The sequence below is a fragment of the Wolbachia endosymbiont (group B) of Lycaena phlaeas genome, from assembly GCF_947251875.1.
Lineage (GTDB): Bacteria > Pseudomonadota > Alphaproteobacteria > Rickettsiales > Anaplasmataceae > Wolbachia.
Genome location: NZ_OX366392.1, coordinates 905369 through 924258, shown reverse-complemented (window position 1 = coordinate 924258; position 18890 = coordinate 905369). Strand labels below are relative to the sequence as shown.

Below are 18890 nucleotides of genomic sequence, written 5' to 3'. Positions count from 1 at the left end.
ATGAACTATGCTGCACTTGATACATACTTGGAGCCATTACAAGGGATATTTCAAGAGGAAGGTGTAAATGAAATATCAATAAATAAACCGAAGGAAGTATGGATTGAAAATCGCGGTGAAATAAGATGCGAAAAGTTAGAAATATTTGATCTTAATCATTTAAAATCTCTTAGCAGGTTGATTGCTCAAGCTACAGAACAAAAACTGAGCGAAGAGACACCGCTGCTTTCAGCTACATTACCAAATGGTTATCGTATACAGATAGTGTTTCCTCCAGCATGTGAGCCTGATAAAGTAGTCATTTCAATTCGTAAACCTTCTTCTATGCAATTGGCATTGGATGATTATGAAAAAATGGGGGCTTTTTCTGAAACTGTTATAGGAGTGACCGATAATCCAGTAGATCGTCACCTAGATTTGCTACTGAAACAAAAAAAAATAAAAGAGTTTTTAGAATATGCTGTAATAAGTAAGAAAAATATCATAATTAGTGGTGGAACTTCCACTGGTAAAACCACTTTTACTAATGCTACTTTGCGTGCTATTCCATCTGAAGAAAGAATTATTACTGTTGAAGATGCAAGAGAGATAGTTTTGAATGATCATCCGAATAGAGTACATCTTATTGCTTCTAAAGGAGGTCAGGGTAGGGCAAAAGTGACCACTCAAGATTTGATAGAGGCATGTTTACGTTTAAGACCAGATAGAATAATAGTTGGTGAGCTGCGTGGAGCAGAAGCTTTTAGTTTTCTTAGAGCAATAAACACTGGCCACCCAGGGTCAATATCAACTCTTCATGCGGATAGTCCGGCAATGGCTCTTGAGCAAATAAAACTTATGGTTATGCAAGCAAATCTTGGAATTCCCCCAGATCAGATCATACCATACATTAGAAATGTAATTGACATTGTTATTCAACTCAAAAGGACCAGTGGTGGAAAAAGAAGCATTTCTGAAATATTATTTACTAGATCTTCAAATGAAAATACTTAAATTTATACGTAAGTTAAGAAAAAGTAGTTTATGAGTAATGGAAATCACCTACGCAATATTCTCATAGGAGGTGTAGTATCTTTTAGCATACTTGAATTTTGCTTCTATTTGTCTGGTATATTATTCTACCTGTTTGTTGACGGTCCAGATGGTGTAGATTTTAGAGCAATTAATCCTAGCTTGACACCTTTTCCTCAAGCTCTCTGGCCGACAATTTTTGATCATATACAATATTGTTGGCATCATCCAGAGCTATATAGCTTTGAGCTCAAAATTAAATTAGTTGTATCTTCTATACTGCCTCAAATTGTTTTGATGATTATTTTGTGGAATGTGAGAGAAAGACTAATTGAGTGGCGGCCATTTAAAAAGAAAGAATCACTTCATGGAGATTCACAGTGGGCATCAGAGAAAGACATACGAAAAGCGGGATTAAGAAGCAAAAAAGGTCTATTGCTTGGTAAAGATAAGAGAGGATATTTTATTGCTGATGGGTTTCAGCATGCATTGCTCTTTGCACCTACAGGCTCTGGTAAAGGTGTTGGTTTTGTAATTCCTAATTTGTTATTTTGGAATGATTCGGTAATTGTGCATGATATAAAATTAGAAAACTATGAAATAACAAGTGGTTGGCGAGAGCGACAAGGACAAAAAGTATATGTATGGAACCCAGCGCAGCCAGATGGGGTAAGCCATTGTTATAATCCACTGGAATGGATTAGTGAAAAACCTGGACAGATGGTTGACGATGTGCAAAAAATAGCTAACCTAATCATGCCTGAACAAGATTTTTGGCAAAACGAAGCAAGAAGCTTATTTGTTGGGGTGGTACTATATTTACTTGCTGCACCAGAGAAAGTTAAATCTTTTGGTGAGGTTGTGCGTACGATGCGTAGCGATGACGTAGTTTACAATCTTGCTGTAGTTTTGGACACAATGGGTAAAATAATACATCCGGTAGCGTATATGAACATTGCAGCTTTTTTGCAAAAGGCTGACAAAGAAAGATCAGGTGTTGTGTCAACTATGAACTCGTCGCTTGAATTGTGGGCAAACCCATTGATCGATACTGCAACTGCATCAAGTGATTTTAATATTTTGGATTTTAAAAAGAAGAAAACTACAGTTTATGTTGGTTTAACTCCTGATAACTTAACTAGGCTCAGGCCTTTAATGCAGGTTTTTTACCAACAGGCAACTGAGTTTTTATGTAGAAAATTGCCATCGGATGACGAGCCTTACGGCGTATTATTTTTAATGGATGAGTTTCCAACACTTGGAAAAATGGAGCAATTTCAAACGGGCATCGCATACTTTCGTGGCTATCGAGTAAGGTTATTTTTAATTGTTCAAGATACTGAACAGCTTAAAGGAATATATGAAGAAGCAGGAATGAACTCCTTTTTATCAAACTCAACCTATAGAATAACTTTTGCAGCCAATAATATTGAAACGGCTAATTTGATATCTCAGCTTATAGGAAACAAAACTGTACAACAAGAATCATTAAACAAACCTAAATTTTTAGACTTGAATCCTGCATCAAGATCATTGCATATCTCTGAAACACAGAGAGCATTGCTCTTACCTCAAGAAATTATTATGCTGCCACGTGATGATCAGATAATTTTGATAGAATCGACTTATCCAATTAAGTCAAAGAAAATTTTGTACTATAGTGATAGCACATTCACAAGAAGGCTGATTAAACCAACACGTGTGCCTACACAAGAGCCATATGATCCAAACAAGGTCTTTTCTGCTGCTAACAAAGATAAGATTAGTAATGAAGAAGAGAGTAATGCTATTGAAGCTGCTGATTATCCTGTTGAAGCTAAAACTGAAGATGCAATATACGATGAGCCAGAGATTGAAGATGGATTTGAAGACGAGGATATTGATGATAAGTTTGAAGGTGGTGATGGGTTTGATGATGAGGAAGACGATGATGGGTTTGATGATGAAGACAGTAAGGATGAATTTGACGATGATGATGAATTTGAAGATGAGGACAAACTAGACGGCAATAAAATCGAGGATAGAGGTTAATTTTACCTATTTTTTAGCTTAGAAAATAATTAGTTTTTTCATATTAAATCATTTTTAATTAATTAGTACTAGATTAGCTATTTTAACTAGAGGAATAGTCATGATGAGTAAAAAAACATTAGCAGTTACAGCACTTGCTTTATTGTTGTCACAACAATCTTTTGCAAGTGAAACAGAAGGATTTTACTTTGGTGGTGGATATTACGGTCAATATTTGAACTTGGGTAAGTTGAAAGCAAAAATTGGAGGCAAAGATGCTAAAGATGATAACCGTGTATCTATAAATGACATAGACGCTCAGAGAACAGAAGGTCAGTTAATAAGTAAGTATAAAGGAGATTATAACCCACCTTTTGCTGCAAATGTAACGTTTGGTTACACAGGAGAACTAGGCAATAATAGCTATAGAGCTGAATTGGAAGGGATGTACTCTTCTGTAAAAGTAGATAATATTGGTTTATCAAGTAATCAAGTAACTGTTTCGTATCTAAAAGACGTTAGTGAGAGTGCTAATAAAAAAACTTATATGTATAAAACTGTAATTAATCATGACCAAGTAGAAAACGCATCTGTAATGGCAAATGTTTATCATTATTGGAAAAGTGATAGTTTATCTTTTTCTCCTTATGTTGGAGTCGGTGCAACAAGAATGACAATGTTTGAAAAATCGTCAATAAGACCTGCAGGTCAATTGAAAGCTGGCTTTGATTATCGTATAAACGAAGATGTAAATATGCACATCGGATATAGAGGTTTTGGTGTTCTTGGTAGTAATGTTGATTTTGAAGCAGAGGTGTTAGGAGAAATGAAAGCAAAGCAACCGGTAAACCCAGATGGAAAAAAGATATTAGAATTGAATAAAAGTCAAAAACCATCGGACCAGAAGTTACACAAAGAAAGTATCAGTATAGGCAATCAAGTGTTTCACACACACGGTATAGAAGCTGGTCTTACTTTTCATTTTGCAAGCAAAGCTTAACTCTGATAGAGACTATTTTCCTGGTAGCACGTCTGCGTCACACGACTGTAGCTGCTAACCAGGTGACAACTTTCTCGTTATCTGAATATTTTCTTTCTTGTAATTCAGGCTCTTTTTTTCTCAGTTCCAGCGTGTAGCGCTGGAACAACAATAAAAAGCATATGGTTATGCAAGAAGTCTACTTTTTATTCTTAATTAACTCTAAAGCCTTCTTCAGATCTATACTTTCAATATCCGCATTCTTGCCCAACGCAACGTTTGTTTTACCGCATTTTATATAGAATCCGTACCTACCGTTGCAGATAAAAACTTCTTTTCCCTTTTCATTAAAACCAAGAGATTTTAGCTCTTTGCGTGGGCTGCTCTCAATAATTTGTATAGCTTCGTTTAATTGTGTGTCTAATACCTCCTTAGAGCTTTTTTTAAGAGAAAAGTATCGACCATCATAGAGAATATAGTACCCAAATCGTCCAAGACCTATTTTTACTTCCTTTCCAGTTTCTGGGTGTTCTCCGATTATTTTCGGCAGGGAAAGTAATCGAGTGGCGGTATTTAGATCAATATCATTAACATTTATATCTTTTGGTACAGAAATCTTTTTTTTCTTTTCTGACTCACTATTAAACTCCAGATAAAGTCCAAAAGGACCTTTTTTGATCATTATCTCTTGGCCTGTCATATCATCTATACCCAAACTTTTTGGATATTCTGAATTGTCATTACTGCCCGTAATTTCTTTTGTATGATTGCATGCAGGATAGTTAGAACATCCAAGAAACACACCGGCTTTTCCAAAATTTAATTTCAATATACCACCAGAGCAATTAGGACATTTTTTACCTATTTCTTCCTTTCCTTCCTCTGAGCAAAACCAATTGACTACCAAATCATGAATACCACTAAAAATCTCATCATGTGTCATTTGCTTAACAGAATTTACATGATTAAAAAATGGCACCCAAAAATAGCCTAGTTCTTTTTTCCAATCTGCATGTCCATTTGAGATTGAATCAAGCCTTTCTTCCATTTGTGCTGTAAAGTCATACTCTACACAACGCTGAAAAAAAGTTTCCAAAAATATAGTCACGATCTTACCGCGGCTGCTTGGAATAAATCTTTTGTTATCCAATGAAACATATTCACGATCTTGTAATACCGAAATAATTGTTGCATAAGTTGATGGGCGACCTATACCGACTTCTTCCATTTTTTTTACTATACTCGCTTCACTATAACGAGGTGGCGGTTGAGTAAAATGCTGTTTCGGATCAACAGAAATCAACTTGCACGCTTCCTCTTCCTTCATGGCAGGTAGCAGGCCTTCATTTTCGGCTTCTATGTTATCTTGATAAACTTTATAAAAACCATCAAAGAATATACTTGATCCACTTGCTCGCAGAATCACTTTCTGGTCAATAGAACTAATTTCAACTACCACTTGATCAAGAATCGCCGATTCCATTTGACTTGCGATGGTTCTTTTCCAGATTAAATCGTATAATTTAAATTGCTCTGGCGTTAAGTAATCCTTAATACTACCCGGTGTTCTATTAATATCAGTTGGCCGGATTGCTTCATGTGCTTCTTGAGCATTTTTGACCTTTTTTACATATTTACGAGGAGACTGCGGTAAATATTTATCACCATATAATGACTTAATTGATCCCCTGATTGAGTTTATAGCCTCATCTGCAATATGAAACCCATCTGTACGCATGTAAGTTATCAACCCTACGGTTTCACCACCAATATTGATACCTTCATATAAATTTTGCGCTACTCGCATAACATTTTTCACATTAAAATACAGTTTATTCACTGCATCTTGCTGAAGACTTGAGGTGATAAATGGAGGAAGCGGGTTTCTCTTAACTTGCTTGCGTTCTACTGTGCTTACAGCATACTGCCTTGACTCGATCTCCCTGACTAAGTTCTTTGCCTCTTCTTCATTCTTAATATCAAATTTTTCTAGCTTTTTATTGTCATAGTGGCTTAGCATAGCAAAAAAAGCCTCATCTTTGCTATTTTGCATTTCTGCCTTTATGCTCCAATACTCCTGTGTTATAAATTTACTAATTTCATCTTCTCGTTCGCATATAAGCTTTAATGCAACAGACTGCACTCGCCCTGCAGATTTGCTTCCCGACAATTTTGTCCACAGCAGCGGTGACAAGCTAAATCCAACTAGATAATCCAAAGCTCTGCGTGCTTGCTGTGCACGCACTAAGTCCATATTAATTTCACGTGGATTTTTTATAGCTTCTTGCACTGCTCTTTTTGTTATTTCGTTAAAGACTACTCTATGAATGTTACTTTCATCATTGATTGCTTTTCTTTCCTTTAGTGCCTCTATCACATTCCAAGCTATTGCTTCCCCTTCTCTGTCTGGATCTGTTGCAAGGTATATATCTGATGTTTTACTAGCTTCCTTGACTAACTCTTTTACATACTTTTCTGCTTTTTCAATAATCTCATACTTCATGGCAAAGTCATTATCAGGATCAACAGAACCATTCTTCGCTGGCAGATCTCTGACGTGGCCAAAAGATGCAGCCACTTTGAATTCTTTACTCAAATATTTACCTATCGTCTTTGCCTTTGCTGGCGACTCAACTATTAATAATGCCATAATTATTAGTACTTAAAGGTAATATGTTGAAATATATAGAATAAAAAGTAAAAAAATATTTTAATGGTCTTTCCAATTTTTCTAAGTAATTGTTTGATGTTCGCAAAAAAACTAATGAAAGAACCTGCTTTATAAATTTTTTCAACTCCCTTACCATAAGGATAACGCTATACTATTTATCTTCGTCTGTGCAGATTAAACGACAAAAGCATAACGCAGTTGTCGTCTTATTTTTAATTTTTTGCACTATGTGCATCTTATTTCTTTACAAAACTTCCAGTTTTTTAACCATATAAGCTGAAACGGGCTGTTTAAGACAGGCCAATTTTCAGGATTAGAGCTAGCTAATAGGGGGTTTCTTTTGTCTTTTTTCTACTTGGTAAATTTCTTGATATTTGTAGCTAAAGTAATTTAAGAGAGGTGTCATCCCAGTGTCGGAGCACTGGGATGACAAGAAAAGGAGTACTGGAATGACACATTCCACCATGTCATTCCAGCGGATGACCAGATTTTTTTATTTGATCCCAGACTGGCTGGTTATGCAAGTTCCAATTTTAATAATATTTACATATAAGCCATACGCTTGAGTTGCAAAGTTCTAAAAAGCAGCCAAAATAAAAATAAGTAGACATTTACAAATTAAACTAAGTGTACAATCAACAAACAAGAGTATTGATTGCAACAATACTCTGTAGAATCGCAATATGGTATGACCATATGCTCTTTATTGATCTGGTTAATATAATTAGTAGAGAATTTTGTTATGCAAAAGATATCTACTACAGCATATTGCAATTGTTTGGAATTGCAGGACTGGGCGCTATGGTAAGACCACTTGGTGCATCTGTATTTGGTCACATTGGTGATAGGTATGGAAGGAGAATGGCGTTAACGATTGCTATCTTGCTAATATCGATTCCTTCTAGTCTCGTTGCGTTTATTCCAAGTTATAGTAAAATAGGAATAACCTCTACTATGTTGCTTCTTACAATCCATCTGATACAAGGGGTTGCACTTGGCGCTGAGCAAGGAGGTAGCTCTGTTTATCTCATAGAGCATTTACCTAATAAGAAAAAACTAGGAATGTTTTTTGGAATAATAAGTTTTGGTCGCTCTATTGGCATATTGCTCTCTGTGGTTGCAGTGATCATCTGTAAAAAAACCACTGATTTTAACGCTTGGGGTTGGAGGCTGCCGTTTATTTTTTCAGCCATTTTAGGATTAATAAGCGCATATAGTATATATACACTAGGAGAAACTCCAGTGTATGAAAAAAATCGAGAACAAAGAAATTTACCTAATTTACCAATAATAGAGCTTACAAAACGCTATAAAAGAGCCCTGATACTTGCCATTTTAATATCTGTACCTGTTAATGTTGCTGTTGGATTTACCATATTTCTTAGAACAATTGCAAAAGAAATAGTGTCTGTTGAAACTTATGTAACAACGTATGTCAACGAAGTTGTACTCATTATAACCAGTATATTAATGCCGATATCTTCAATAATGCTTGGAATTTTAGCTGATAAAACAGGAAGAGAACGCACTGCAATCTTATTTATAGTGATAACAATGGTATTATGTTGTCCTATGTTATCTATTGCATATTACTATAAAAGCTATCTTATAATCATGTTGAGTGTTATGGCTCTTTCTATAATCGAGAGGGGTATTAATCCTATAGGGATAGTTACTGCTGAGCTTTTTCCTACTAATGTTAGATTTAGTGGTGTGAGTTTATCACGTAACATTTCTTATGCCCTGCATGGTGGATTTACTCCTATGATATGCACTGGGTTTACTATAATGTTTCCTAAAATAGACTTTGCTGCTGGGCTTTATGTAATTTTTTGCTTATTAGTCAGCTTAGTAGCAATATTGCAAATAAAACCACAAGATAAAAAGTGTGATTGGTAATTTTCTCTATTTAAATTTATTTCACTTATTTAGCTAATTTTTATTAGAATTATAATTTTGGCTTTTATGAAAACTGCATACGTATGTCAATTCTGCGGTCATAGCACTGGAAGGTGGGTAGGAAGGTGTATTGCATGTGACAGTTGGGATACGGTTGTCGAAGAAATAGTACTAAAAACAGAAACGAGAAGTACATCTGCACCAATTTCAATAAAAGCGTTATCAGATAGTGAAATTATTACCCCCGATCGTTTTTTAACAGGAATAGAAGAGTTAGATAGAGTTTTTGGTGGAGGTATCGTTCAAGGTGCTAGCATTTTAATTGGTGGTGAACCTGGAATTGGCAAATCTACTCTTTTGCTTAGGATTGCAGCTAATGTTGTACAACTTTCCTCTTTTGAATGTCTTTATGTATCTGGCGAGGAATCTTTAGAGCAAGTGAGCCTCAGAGCAAAGCGTCTTAAGATAAATGAACCTAAAATTAAGCTTTTATCTACAGTATCTTTAACTGATGTAGTAGCAACAATAAGGAAAAATAAAAGTATTAAGTTCTTGATAATTGATTCTATACAAACTATGTATGATAGCAAAGTCACATCAGCACCAGGAACTGTAACTCAAGTCCGTACCTGCGCTCATGAATTGACTGTTCTTGCAAAGCAATATAGTGTTTCTCTCTTAATAGTTGGCCATATAACGAAAGATGGACAAATAGCAGGACCTAAAACCCTGGAGCATATGGTAGATACAGTACTATATTTTGAGGGTGAAAATAGTAATCAATATCGCATTTTACGCACTATTAAAAATAGATTTGGCCCTGCAAATGAAATTGGTGTTTTTGAGATGTCTGAAGCAGGACTCATGCCTGTTGATAATCCATCATCATTATTCTTGACCGTACATGATAGAGAAGTAGTTGGCAGCGCCGTATTTGCAGGAGTTGAAGGCTCAAGACCAATCTTAATGGAAGTGCAAGCATTAATAGCAAGGACTAATATGGCAACTCCAAGAAGAGCAGTAGTTGGTTGGGATATTAATAGATTAGCTATGATAATCGCGGTTCTAAGTGCTCGTTGTAAAATGTTTTTGCATGATAAAGAAGTATACCTAAACATTGCGGGAGGACTCAAAATACAGGAACCATCAGCTGATCTTGCTGTTGCTGCTTCCCTTATTTCAAGTTTAGTAAATTTACCGCTACTAACTTCTTCAATAATCTGCGGTGAAGTTGCACTTTCAGGAGAAATTAGAAATGTTTCGCATGCTGATCTCAGACTAAGGGAAGCACAAAAGTTAGGATTTAAAAAAGCGATTATGCCTAAAAATGGCAATTATTCTTCTCATGATATTGAGATAATTAAGCTTGGTCATATAAAAGAGTTAAAAGAGGTCTTCAATCACAATTAAATATTATCTGCATGAACATTTTGCTTGTGGGAAGGGTGTCATCCCAGCTTCCATAATGTCATCTGAGTAGGTGACACTGGCTTCTTTTTTTACTGTTTTTACTGTAATTAAAAATTCATTGGATCTTGATTATATATTTCCTCTGCTATAAGCAATAATTTTTCGCTCTCATCAAAGAGACTTTTTGCGCTAGCTGCTAATTTCTCACTAATTTGTGGTAGACATTGTCATAATATACTCCTTAAATTTTTAAAATATATTTATGTTGGTATACAAGTATCAATATTACATTAATATAATTGCTTTTTAGGCATGAGTGACAAGCTGAAGTGGTTTTTAATTACTCAAAAAACAGAAACGTTTCTATTTCCTACACTTTCTAAAACCATAGGCGCCCATTATTAGCTAAAGTAAAGGTCAAGTATCTGGAATTCTGGACATAAAATCCTCCTGTGTAAAAAAGAGTTAGAAAAAAAATGCAGTGCACATACGACAGATATACACTGAAGAATACATTTTTTAATAAGTTTGATTAAAAAGTCTGCAGACTAAAGATAGATTTTGAGCTCTTAAAATATCTCTATTTGTAATTATAATGAGATTGAAAATATGCGGAAGTAATTTTTATACGTTAACGGCTCACCCAACCCAATAATCACTTGCAACCAGCGTCACATGCTGGAATGAGACCATCTAAAAACGGCTTCTCATGATAATTAAGCTTGGTCATATGAGAAAATTAAAGAGATCTTCAATCACATTTAAACAGCGCTTCAGCAAACTCTTTGCCAGTAAATTCCCTCAGGTCTTCTATACTTTCACCAATTCCTATAGCGTGTAATTTCACCTTATAAGCTTCTGCAAGCCCAATCACTACTCCACCTTTGGCAGTACCATCTAGCTTTGTTACAATTAACCCGGTAACACCAACCATTTTACTAAAGGCCTCTAATTGGCTATAAGCATTTTGGCCAGTAGTTGCATCAAGAACCAAAATAACATCATGAGGAGCAGTATCATCCAATTTCTTTATCGTTCTATGTATTTTTGACAGCTCTTGCATGAGATTTACATTGTTTTGTAGCCTTCCTGCTGTATCAATTAAAACGACATCAACGCTATCTTTTATCGCTTGATTTACAGCTCTATATGCCACACTTGCAGAATCGCTACCGTGTTCTCCAGTAACAATAGAGCAATCAGAACGTTCTGCCCAAATATTTAATTGCTCACTCGCAGCAGCTCTGAATGTGTCGCACGCAACAAGCATAACGGATTTTCCTTTTTCCTTATATTTATAGGCAAGTTTACCTATAGTTGTAGTTTTTCCATTACCATTCACTCCGCACACCATTATTATGTGTGGTTTTTTATTCAAAATGAGCGGCTGCACAACAGGGTTTAATATTGTTTCTATTTCGCTCATTAACTGCTGTGTGATAATGTTATGTTCAACTTCTGATTCAAATTTGATACTTGCGAGCTTATCAATAAGCAATCTAGAAGTTTTATGACCTATATCCATGCTAATCAGCAGCTCTTCCAGATCATCTAAAAGCGACTGATCTAATTTTTTTTTGCCAGAAAAAATATTTTTTACTCCATCACTAAAACGGGAGGAGGTTTTTAATAGTCCTTGATAAAGATTACTGAATAAACTCAAGAAATACTCCTTTCAAAATTACCATATAAAGAATGACATGCACTATATGTATTTGTAAAGTAAATACACTCGTAACCTATATATTTTGTGAGTAAAATGTACTGCTTGCTAGTGTATTTTACTTTAGTTTTTAACCTAAATATGTTATAATGTAAGTAATGGTTTACGGGTAATCTATGAGTTATAATGAGAAAATTTTAGATCATTACGAAAATCCAAGGAATGTTGGTTCTCTGGATAAAAATGATCCAAATGTTGGTACTGGTTTAGTTGGTGCACCATCATGCGGAGATGTAATGAAACTGCAAATAAAGGTCAACGATAAAGGTGTTATTGAAGACGCAAAATTTAAAACTTTTGGTTGTGGTTCTGCTATAGCTTCAAGTTCTTTGCTTACAGAAATGATCAAAGGAAAAACTATTGAGAATGTAACAAAGATAAAGAATACTCAAATAGTGGAAGAATTGTCTTTGCCGCCAGTAAAGATACACTGTTCAGTACTTGCTGAGGATGCTATAAAAGCTGCTATTCATGATTATCAAAATAAACAAAAACATTGAGGAATATGAGTGAATTTCAAGGAGTAAATTCTGTTAAAAAACCTATCACTCTAACTGCAAATGCAGTAGAGAGGGTAAGGTTTTTATTGGACAAAAAGAAGCATGCTAACCTTGAAGAAGCAATAGGAATAAGAGTTCTAATTAAGCAAAAAGGATGCTCTGGTTTAAAATATGATATTGAGTATGCATATGATGTTCGTCCTTTGGAGTCGGTAATTGAAGAAAGCTGCAGTGATGATCAAAAAGTCAAGGTGCTGATCGATCCAAAATCTATCATGTTTATCCTTGGCTCTGAAATGGATTATGTAGAGGAAAAATTCTCATCAGGTTTTATTTTCAAAAATCCTAATGAGAAAGGAAAATGTGGTTGTGGAGAGAGTTTTCATGTCTAGCAACCATTTCACATTATTTGGAATTGAACCGGCTTTTAACATCAGCTTTGATGAGCTGGAGAAAAAATATATTGAGCTAAGCAAAACTGATATAAATGAAAGAGAGTCCAAAAGTATGGAAAATATCAACAAAGCTTATCAGGTACTGAAGTCACCGCTAAAGCGTGCCGAACATTTGTTGGATCTTTTTGACGTAAAAAGCAAAAAAGAGCATCTTGATCCTGAAATATTAAATGAATCAATGGAAATAAGAGAATACTTTCTAGACTGCGATGATTTACAATTTGCAAGTAGGATGATTGATGAAAAGGTAAAAGATTGTACTAAAAACCTAATTAATGCTTTTGCTACAAAAAATTTTGATGAAGCTGCTACGCAAGTTTTTAGATTGAGATATTTATATAAGTCATTTGAGGAGATAAAGGAAAATGCGGCCAGTTCAAATTTCTGAACCAAGTTTAAATGAGGTAGTTTTTGGTATAGATCTTGGAACTACTAACTCTTTAATTGCCATGGTAAATAAAGCTGGCAATGTAGAAATATTTAAAGATGAGCAAGGTCGTGAACTATTACCTTCTGTCATTTCATATGAAAAGGATGTACTAAAAGTAGGCTACGATGTTGGCGAAAACGCTATCTGCTCTATAAAACGCTTAATGGGTAAAAGTGTTAAAGACTTGCATAAAGAAGGTATCAATTGTAAAATAGATAACGAAAGTGAAAAAGTTATTAGGGTAAAATGCTCAGAAGAAAAGTATCTCACTCCTATTGAGATCTCTGCTGAGATACTAAAAACTCTATGCAAGAGGGTAAAAAAATTCACAGGGATGAAAGTTAACAAAGCAGTGATTACTGTACCAGCTTATTTTGATGATTCAGCACGTAACGCAACCAAATATGCAGCAAAATTAGCTGGCATAGATGTTCTTCGCCTCATTAATGAACCAACCGCTGCAGCACTTTCTTACTCCATTGAAAAGAACAATAACAGTGGCATATATGCAGTTTATGACCTCGGTGGTGGAACATTTGACATTTCAATATTAAAATTACATCAAGGAGTGTTTCAAGTTCTTGCAGTTGGTGGTGATACTAAACTTGGTGGTGATGATTTTGATCATCTACTTAGTTTAATCGTGCTTGAAAAGTATAGAGAACAGGTAGGTTTAAATAAAAAATGCTCTAGTGTCATCCCAGTGCTCCGACACTGGGATCCAGAAAGTTTGATTGCAAGTGAACACACCAGAAAGTTATATAATAAGAACTGGATTCCAGTGTCAAGCACTGCACCATCTGATACAACTACCTACAAATTACAACATTCATACACTAAAACTGGTATCTGCAATATACGTGCTATAAAAGAGTACCTAAGTGAAGATACCTCTGGCACTTTTGAATTCAGCATCAATGGTGAATTATTTAAGTGCAAAATTACCAAAGAAGAATTCGAGCAAGCAATCAGTCCTTTGGTTAATAAGACTATAAATATAGTTACTCGTACTATAAGCAACATAGATCTTAAAATCGATGATATAAAAGGGGTAATTTTAGTTGGTGGCGCAACTAGAGTGCCATTAGTGCAAAATTCACTAATCAAACTCTTTGGCAATAAAGTGCTGAATGATGTGGATCCGGACAAAGCAGTTGCCAATGGGGCAGCTTTGCAGGCTCATTATTTAACTTCAAACTCAAAAGATAGGAATATTCTCCTTGATGTGCTGCCTTTATCACTTGGCATAGAAACTATGGGGGGAATAGTTGAAAAAATTATACCAAGAAATACACCACTACCAGTTTCAGAAATAAAAGAGTTTACAACTTACGCTAACGGGCAAACAGCAATGAAAATTCACGTTTGTCAAGGAGAACGTGAAATGATAAAAGATAATAAATCTCTAGCACTATTTGAACTCAAAGGTATACCACAATTGCCTGCAGGTTCTGCAAAAGTTGAAATAGGATTTACAGTTAGCATTGATGGAATATTGACTGTCACTGCAAGAGAAAAAACTACTGGAGTCGAACAGACAGTTAAAATAAATTCAAGCTCTGGCTTAAATGAAGAAGATATTCAAGATATGGTCAATCAGTCAGTAAGTAACTTTGATGAAGACATGAAGGCTCGTTCCCTTGCAGAGGCTAAAATTAACGGTAACAAGCTCATACATCTAGTTGAAAATGTTTCCACTGAGCAAAAGTTAAAAATTTTACTACAGAACGCAAAAGACGCTTTACAGGAAAATGACTTAGACAACATTAATAATGCTATCTCTGAGTTAGAAAACTCTGCTTTAGAATTATGCGAATCAGCAGACAGATAGAGTTCATACAACTTTGTGAAGTACCCTGTCAAATCTCAGAGCAATAGGTAACCTAAAATCAAACGGCAACCAATCAACTTTGCCTAATTTAAACGATAAACCAACCATGCTTACGCGTCCAACTATATTTTCAGTTGGTATTAACCCAATTTCAGAAAACCTGCTATCAAAAGAATTATTTCTATTGTCTCCCATAACAAAAAATTGATCATCAGGCACATAATAAACTGGAGTATTGTATGATAACTTATTAGAAAGATTATCTATTAGAATTTCATGCTCCTTGCCGCTCGGGAGTGTTTCGATGTATCTTGCTATATTACGCTTTGACTCATAATCAAAAAAATTTTCAATTTGTCTTCGTTTTACTTTCTGATCATTTAAATATAACTCCCCCTCTATCATTTGCACTTTATCGCCCGGTATTCCTATTACCCGCTTAACAAATCTAATGCTGTCATTTCTTGTAGGCTTGAAAACTATTATATCACCACGCTCCGGAGGGGTATAAAAGATTCTACCGCTAAAGATGTTTGGAGAAAATGGAAAAGAGTGTTTACTATAACCATATGAATATTTACTAGTAAAAATATAATCTCCCTCAAGTAGAGTGCTTTTCATTGAACCAGAAGGAATATGAAATGGCTCAAATAAAAAACTACGTATTGATAGCGCAATTAGTAGCAAAAAAAACAGTGAAGATAAAAACTTTCTCGTTCTTGCTATCCGGTTCTCTCTCAATTCTTTCAATTTTATTTTCTTTATAAATTTAAGCTTATCATAACACATAAAAGTGGTAATGTGAAATTTTACTCATGGGTGTTATTGCTCTTTTTCGAAAGTCGAAATAAGCTCTCAAGTAATTGACAGTGATTGATAACCAATAGACATCATTTGCTATGCAATATTGTATAAATCACAATGCTAGTTTTACTAAAAATTATACTATTTTAGATATAATTATAGTATTTAAACTTAAGGTATAGGGATGAACCCTACAATTAGAAAGGTTTTTTGTATTCTACTTATAGTATTATTTATTTCTTTTTCTCATGTTGGAAGTGCTGCTAACTCTAATGACGATACAACTGCTCAAGTAATATGTAATATTATTGGCTACGTTTGGGGAATAGGTGGACCGCTTATGACCGTAGTGATAATAGGAGCAGCTTTACTTGCAATATTTGGTAGAATGCCGTGGCCTGCTCTTTTCGCCCTCGGTGTATTTTGCGCTGTGTTTTTTGGCGCTAAAACTATTGTCATAAAAGTAATGGGTGGTATAAACTCTACAAATGCCTCTTTTATGGAAGAATGTGGAACGGGAGATAAAAAAAAGAGTCAATAGGACTATTTCTTTCTAAAGCAGACTTGGTGCACAGCTTCAACTATATCTTCCACTTGTGGTAATGCTTTCTTTTCTAGGTTTGCAGCATAAGGTAAGGGGACATCCTTGCCGGTTACCCGTACAACCGGAGCGTCAAGGTAGTCAAATCCTTGTTCCATAATCATGGCTGAGAGTTCTGCTCCTATTCCTGCAAATGGCCAACCTTCTTCTATGCTTACTAATCTATTGGTCTTCTTAATAGAGTTAATAACTGTTTCAGTGTCAAGTGGTCTTAAGGTTCTGAGGTCGATAACTTCAGCTTCTATTCCTTCACTAGAGAGTAAATCTGCCGCATTTAACGCATCCATTAGTTTCAATGAAAAAGCAGTGATAGTTACATCCTTTCCTTCCCGTATAACAGCAGCTTTGCCTATCTCAAGTAGATAATCTTTATTTGATAGCTCAGAGTCAGGAACTTCATGCTCATGTCCATAAGCGATCTCGTTTTCTAGAAATATTACCGGATTAGGGTCACGAATTGCAGCTTTAAGCAGACCTCTGCAATCGGAGGCAAAGTAAGGTGCTATTACTTTCAAACCTGGAACATGCGAATACCAAGATGCAAAGCACTGAGAATGTTGTGCGGCAACTCTTGCTGCAGCTCCATTTGGTCCACGAAATACTATAGGGCATCCAAGTTGTCCACCCGACATATAATTTGTTTTTGCTGCGGAATTCACAATTTGGTCGATAGCCTGCATAGAAAAATTAAAAGTCATAAACTCGACTATTGGCCTCAGTCCAGCAAATGCTGCTCCAACAGCAAGACCAGCAAATCCATGTTCAGTAATGGGTGTATCAACTACCCTATTTTCTCCAAACTCTTTCAGTAATCCTTTCGTTACTTTATAAGCACCATCATACTCTGCAACTTCTTCACCCATGATAAATATATCAGGGTCATTTTGCATTTCTTCTCTGATCGCTGTGCATAAAGCTTCTCTTACACTTAAGATTGCCATTTGTAAACCTGTAGATTTCAACTGAAATAACTATATCAAAATTACCAGGAAGCGCACAAGTTAAGTTTTACAAGCATCATGTTGCACTGAGCATTGAATACTTACTTCTTTTAATTCAGTAGGTTGCGGTGATAGTGCGTATGTAACTCCACCGACTATCAATGAAGACATCACAGAAGTTGCAATCATCAATAGAATTGGTAATTGGAAGGCTATACTAAAGGCAACACCTACTGTCAACATGATTGTAAAGTTTACAGAAGCAATTTTTAAGAAAGACAGTTGTCTTTTTTCTGTTTTTTCTAGTAATACTTTATTTGCTTTGGTTTTGCTTAATTCACTATTAAGTGTTGTATTTTTACTTTTTAGATCTTGTATTTGTTGTTTTAGTGATTGATTCTCTTCACTGAGTTTATCAAGTACTTCTAACCTATTCTCATGTCCACCCATGCAATTCTTTACCCGTTTTAATTCCTCATCTGCCTCTTGTAATTTCTGGATTTGGCTATCTCGCAACTGAATTTGAGATGGCAAACTTTCTAAAGTTTGATTATCAACTGCCTCGTCGTGATTTATTTCGGAGCAGGAAGAGGTATTAAATGTAGTTTCAAGTTCTAGACCGCTGTCATCACTACTAACACTTTCGTCAATAGGAGTCTGTTTACCACTACATGTAGCACTTTTTCTTTGCGGTGACTCAAATTTTTCTACCATATTCTTAACACTAACACGTAAGTCTTGCTCACTTACTAAACTGTCACTACTTTCGCACGTAACAGGAGCCTGTGCACCACTACGTATGGTATCATATTGTTTCACAGAATTTATAACATCTGCTGGTGCAGCAGTTTTTTTCTCATGCTTTGTACAAAAATTTTGTTCTGCTTCCTTTAACATTTTTACTATAGCTTCTTTATTTTCTATATTACCAACCACCTCCCTTGGAGTCTTATTTTTGCTTTTTAATGAAGGATTAACTCGATCATCACTTAGTAGTTGTTTTACCATGCTTTCATGTCCACAAGAAGCAGCAATATGCAAAGCAGTTAGCCCATCATTTTTAGAACCATCTTTTACTCGAGCGCTAACACTTGCTTTCTTTTTCATTAGAAATTCCGCTATCAAAAGATTGTTGCATGCTGCAGCAAGATGTAACAACGTCCAATCTTCTGCAGCTTCTTCTGAAAATTTTATACTAAATTGATGTTCTTTACTAAAATTTTTACTAAACTTGTTGTACTCTCCTGCATCTTTTCCTTTTAACTCATTCTTTATTCTTTCAAGTAAATTATCTTCATCCAAATCGCTACTTTCACTTACCTCATTTATTATTTCAAAAAACTTCTCCTTCTCTATTACCATAACCTTTCCCTCTAAATTTATTTTTATCGCTGCATAATCTCACAAAAAAGTTAAATTTATCAAAATTCTATATTTTATATAAAATAAAATTTCCTGTTTCCAAAAATTGGTAAGCATGTTTTTGATGAGATTGTAGAAAACATACTTTTATGACACCATTTGTTGTACGAACTAACTTGGCGAAAACAGATGTTTATATAGTTGTATGGCAAAATGTTTTGCACTAGTTGTGCTACTTCGTTTTCCGTAATAGTTGAAAAAAT

Annotated in this window: 15 protein-coding genes; 10 read left to right on the top strand and 5 right to left on the bottom strand. The window is 35.1% G+C overall.

Features of this window, described 5'->3' with window-relative positions; all coding sequences use genetic code 11:
- The 3 genes from virB11 (at window position 1) to OPR37_RS04140 (ending at window position 4021) form a co-directional block, all read left to right on the top strand.
- Window positions 1-993, top strand: coding sequence for a P-type DNA transfer ATPase VirB11 (gene virB11 / locus OPR37_RS04150; protein WP_007302612.1), 993 nt, complete (start codon window positions 1-3; stop codon window positions 991-993).
- Window positions 994-1023: 30 nt separating this feature from the next.
- The gene (locus OPR37_RS04145; RefSeq protein WP_149168822.1) at window positions 1024-3042 is read left to right on the top strand and encodes a type IV secretory system conjugative DNA transfer family protein; all 2019 of its coding nucleotides are present in this window, start codon (window positions 1024-1026) and stop codon (window positions 3040-3042) included.
- A 100-nt stretch (window positions 3043-3142) separates the two neighbouring features.
- Window positions 3143-4021, top strand: coding sequence for a P44/Msp2 family outer membrane protein (locus OPR37_RS04140; protein ID WP_265016831.1), 879 nt, complete (start codon window positions 3143-3145; stop codon window positions 4019-4021).
- 178 nt (window positions 4022-4199) lie between these two features.
- On the opposite strand, the gene topA is transcribed toward OPR37_RS04140, so the two are convergent.
- Window positions 4200-6650 carry a type I DNA topoisomerase gene (gene topA / locus OPR37_RS04135; protein ID WP_264684822.1) on the bottom strand — a complete coding sequence of 817 codons (2451 nt, stop codon included), beginning with the start codon at window positions 6648-6650 and terminating at the stop codon, window positions 4200-4202.
- A 648-nt stretch (window positions 6651-7298) separates the two neighbouring features.
- Between topA and OPR37_RS04130 the strand changes: the two genes are divergently transcribed.
- Together OPR37_RS04130 and radA are read left to right on the top strand one after the other, a co-directional pair.
- Window positions 7299-8570 (top strand): MFS transporter, encoded by a 1272-nt coding sequence (locus OPR37_RS04130; RefSeq protein ID WP_052264750.1) that lies wholly within the window; start codon window positions 7299-7301, stop codon window positions 8568-8570.
- Window positions 8571-8636: 66 nt separating this feature from the next.
- Window positions 8637-9980 (top strand): DNA repair protein RadA, encoded by a 1344-nt coding sequence (gene radA, locus OPR37_RS04125; protein WP_019236958.1) that lies wholly within the window; start codon window positions 8637-8639, stop codon window positions 9978-9980.
- Window positions 9981-10731: 751 nt separating this feature from the next.
- Here the strand turns inward: radA and ftsY are convergent.
- Window positions 10732-11643, bottom strand: coding sequence for a signal recognition particle-docking protein FtsY (gene ftsY / locus OPR37_RS04120; RefSeq protein WP_019236959.1), 912 nt, complete (start codon window positions 11641-11643; stop codon window positions 10732-10734).
- 176 nt (window positions 11644-11819) lie between these two features.
- Between ftsY and iscU the strand changes: the two genes are divergently transcribed.
- The 4 genes from iscU to OPR37_RS04100 are packed head-to-tail and all read left to right on the top strand — an operon-like array spanning window position 11820 to window position 14919.
- A complete protein-coding gene (gene iscU, locus OPR37_RS04115; RefSeq protein ID WP_007302620.1) occupies window positions 11820-12203 on the top strand; it encodes a Fe-S cluster assembly scaffold IscU in 384 nt (127 codons plus the stop codon).
- A gap of 5 nt (window positions 12204-12208) precedes the next feature.
- Window positions 12209-12595, top strand: coding sequence for a HesB/IscA family protein (locus tag OPR37_RS04110; protein ID WP_006012614.1), 387 nt, complete (start codon window positions 12209-12211; stop codon window positions 12593-12595).
- Window positions 12588-13046, top strand: coding sequence for an iron-sulfur cluster co-chaperone HscB C-terminal domain-containing protein (locus tag OPR37_RS04105; RefSeq protein WP_007302621.1), 459 nt, complete (start codon window positions 12588-12590; stop codon window positions 13044-13046). Before OPR37_RS04110 ends, OPR37_RS04105 begins: the two co-directional genes overlap by 8 nt.
- The gene (locus OPR37_RS04100; RefSeq protein ID WP_265016830.1) at window positions 13024-14919 is read left to right on the top strand and encodes an Hsp70 family protein; all 1896 of its coding nucleotides are present in this window, start codon (window positions 13024-13026) and stop codon (window positions 14917-14919) included. The genes OPR37_RS04105 and OPR37_RS04100 overlap by 23 nt, the downstream gene beginning before the upstream one ends.
- A gap of 3 nt (window positions 14920-14922) precedes the next feature.
- Here the strand turns inward: OPR37_RS04100 and lepB are convergent, their stop codons facing one another.
- Window positions 14923-15708 (bottom strand): signal peptidase I, encoded by a 786-nt coding sequence (gene lepB, locus OPR37_RS04095; protein WP_007302623.1) that lies wholly within the window; start codon window positions 15706-15708, stop codon window positions 14923-14925.
- A gap of 199 nt (window positions 15709-15907) precedes the next feature.
- On the opposite strand from lepB, the gene OPR37_RS04090 reads away from it, so the two are divergent.
- Complete coding sequence (locus OPR37_RS04090) at window positions 15908-16264, top strand: TrbC/VirB2 family protein (RefSeq protein ID WP_007302624.1); 357 nt, start codon at window positions 15908-15910, stop codon at window positions 16262-16264.
- 2 nt (window positions 16265-16266) lie between these two features.
- On the opposite strand, the gene OPR37_RS04085 is transcribed toward OPR37_RS04090, so the two are convergent.
- Together OPR37_RS04085 and OPR37_RS04080 are read right to left on the bottom strand one after the other, a co-directional pair.
- Window positions 16267-17265 (bottom strand): pyruvate dehydrogenase complex E1 component subunit beta, encoded by a 999-nt coding sequence (locus OPR37_RS04085; RefSeq protein WP_007302625.1) that lies wholly within the window; start codon window positions 17263-17265, stop codon window positions 16267-16269.
- A 60-nt stretch (window positions 17266-17325) separates the two neighbouring features.
- Complete coding sequence (locus OPR37_RS04080) at window positions 17326-18627, bottom strand: ankyrin repeat domain-containing protein (RefSeq protein WP_264684821.1); 1302 nt, start codon at window positions 18625-18627, stop codon at window positions 17326-17328.
- Window positions 18628-18890: the final 263 nt, after the last annotated feature.

Excerpts from the sequence above, each read along its gene's own strand:
- virB11 (WP_007302612.1), top strand. The coding sequence starts at position 1 with ATGAACTATGCTGCACTTGATACATACTTGGAGCCATTACAAGGGATA.
- OPR37_RS04145 (WP_149168822.1), top strand. The coding sequence starts at position 1,024 with ATGAGTAATGGAAATCACCTACGCAATATTCTCATAGGAGGTGTAGTA.
- OPR37_RS04140 (WP_265016831.1), top strand. The coding sequence starts at position 3,143 with ATGATGAGTAAAAAAACATTAGCAGTTACAGCACTTGCTTTATTGTTG.
- topA (WP_264684822.1), bottom strand. The coding sequence starts at position 6,650 with ATGGCATTATTAATAGTTGAGTCGCCAGCAAAGGCAAAGACGATAGGT.
- radA (WP_019236958.1), top strand. The coding sequence starts at position 8,637 with ATGAAAACTGCATACGTATGTCAATTCTGCGGTCATAGCACTGGAAGG.
- iscU (WP_007302620.1), top strand. The coding sequence starts at position 11,820 with ATGAGTTATAATGAGAAAATTTTAGATCATTACGAAAATCCAAGGAAT.
- OPR37_RS04110 (WP_006012614.1), top strand. The coding sequence starts at position 12,209 with ATGAGTGAATTTCAAGGAGTAAATTCTGTTAAAAAACCTATCACTCTA.
- OPR37_RS04105 (WP_007302621.1), top strand. The coding sequence starts at position 12,588 with ATGTCTAGCAACCATTTCACATTATTTGGAATTGAACCGGCTTTTAAC.
- OPR37_RS04100 (WP_265016830.1), top strand. The coding sequence starts at position 13,024 with ATGCGGCCAGTTCAAATTTCTGAACCAAGTTTAAATGAGGTAGTTTTT.
- lepB (WP_007302623.1), bottom strand. The coding sequence starts at position 15,708 with ATGTGTTATGATAAGCTTAAATTTATAAAGAAAATAAAATTGAAAGAA.
- OPR37_RS04090 (WP_007302624.1), top strand. The coding sequence starts at position 15,908 with ATGAACCCTACAATTAGAAAGGTTTTTTGTATTCTACTTATAGTATTA.
- OPR37_RS04085 (WP_007302625.1), bottom strand. The coding sequence starts at position 17,265 with ATGGCAATCTTAAGTGTAAGAGAAGCTTTATGCACAGCGATCAGAGAA.
- OPR37_RS04080 (WP_264684821.1), bottom strand. The coding sequence starts at position 18,627 with ATGGTAATAGAGAAGGAGAAGTTTTTTGAAATAATAAATGAGGTAAGT.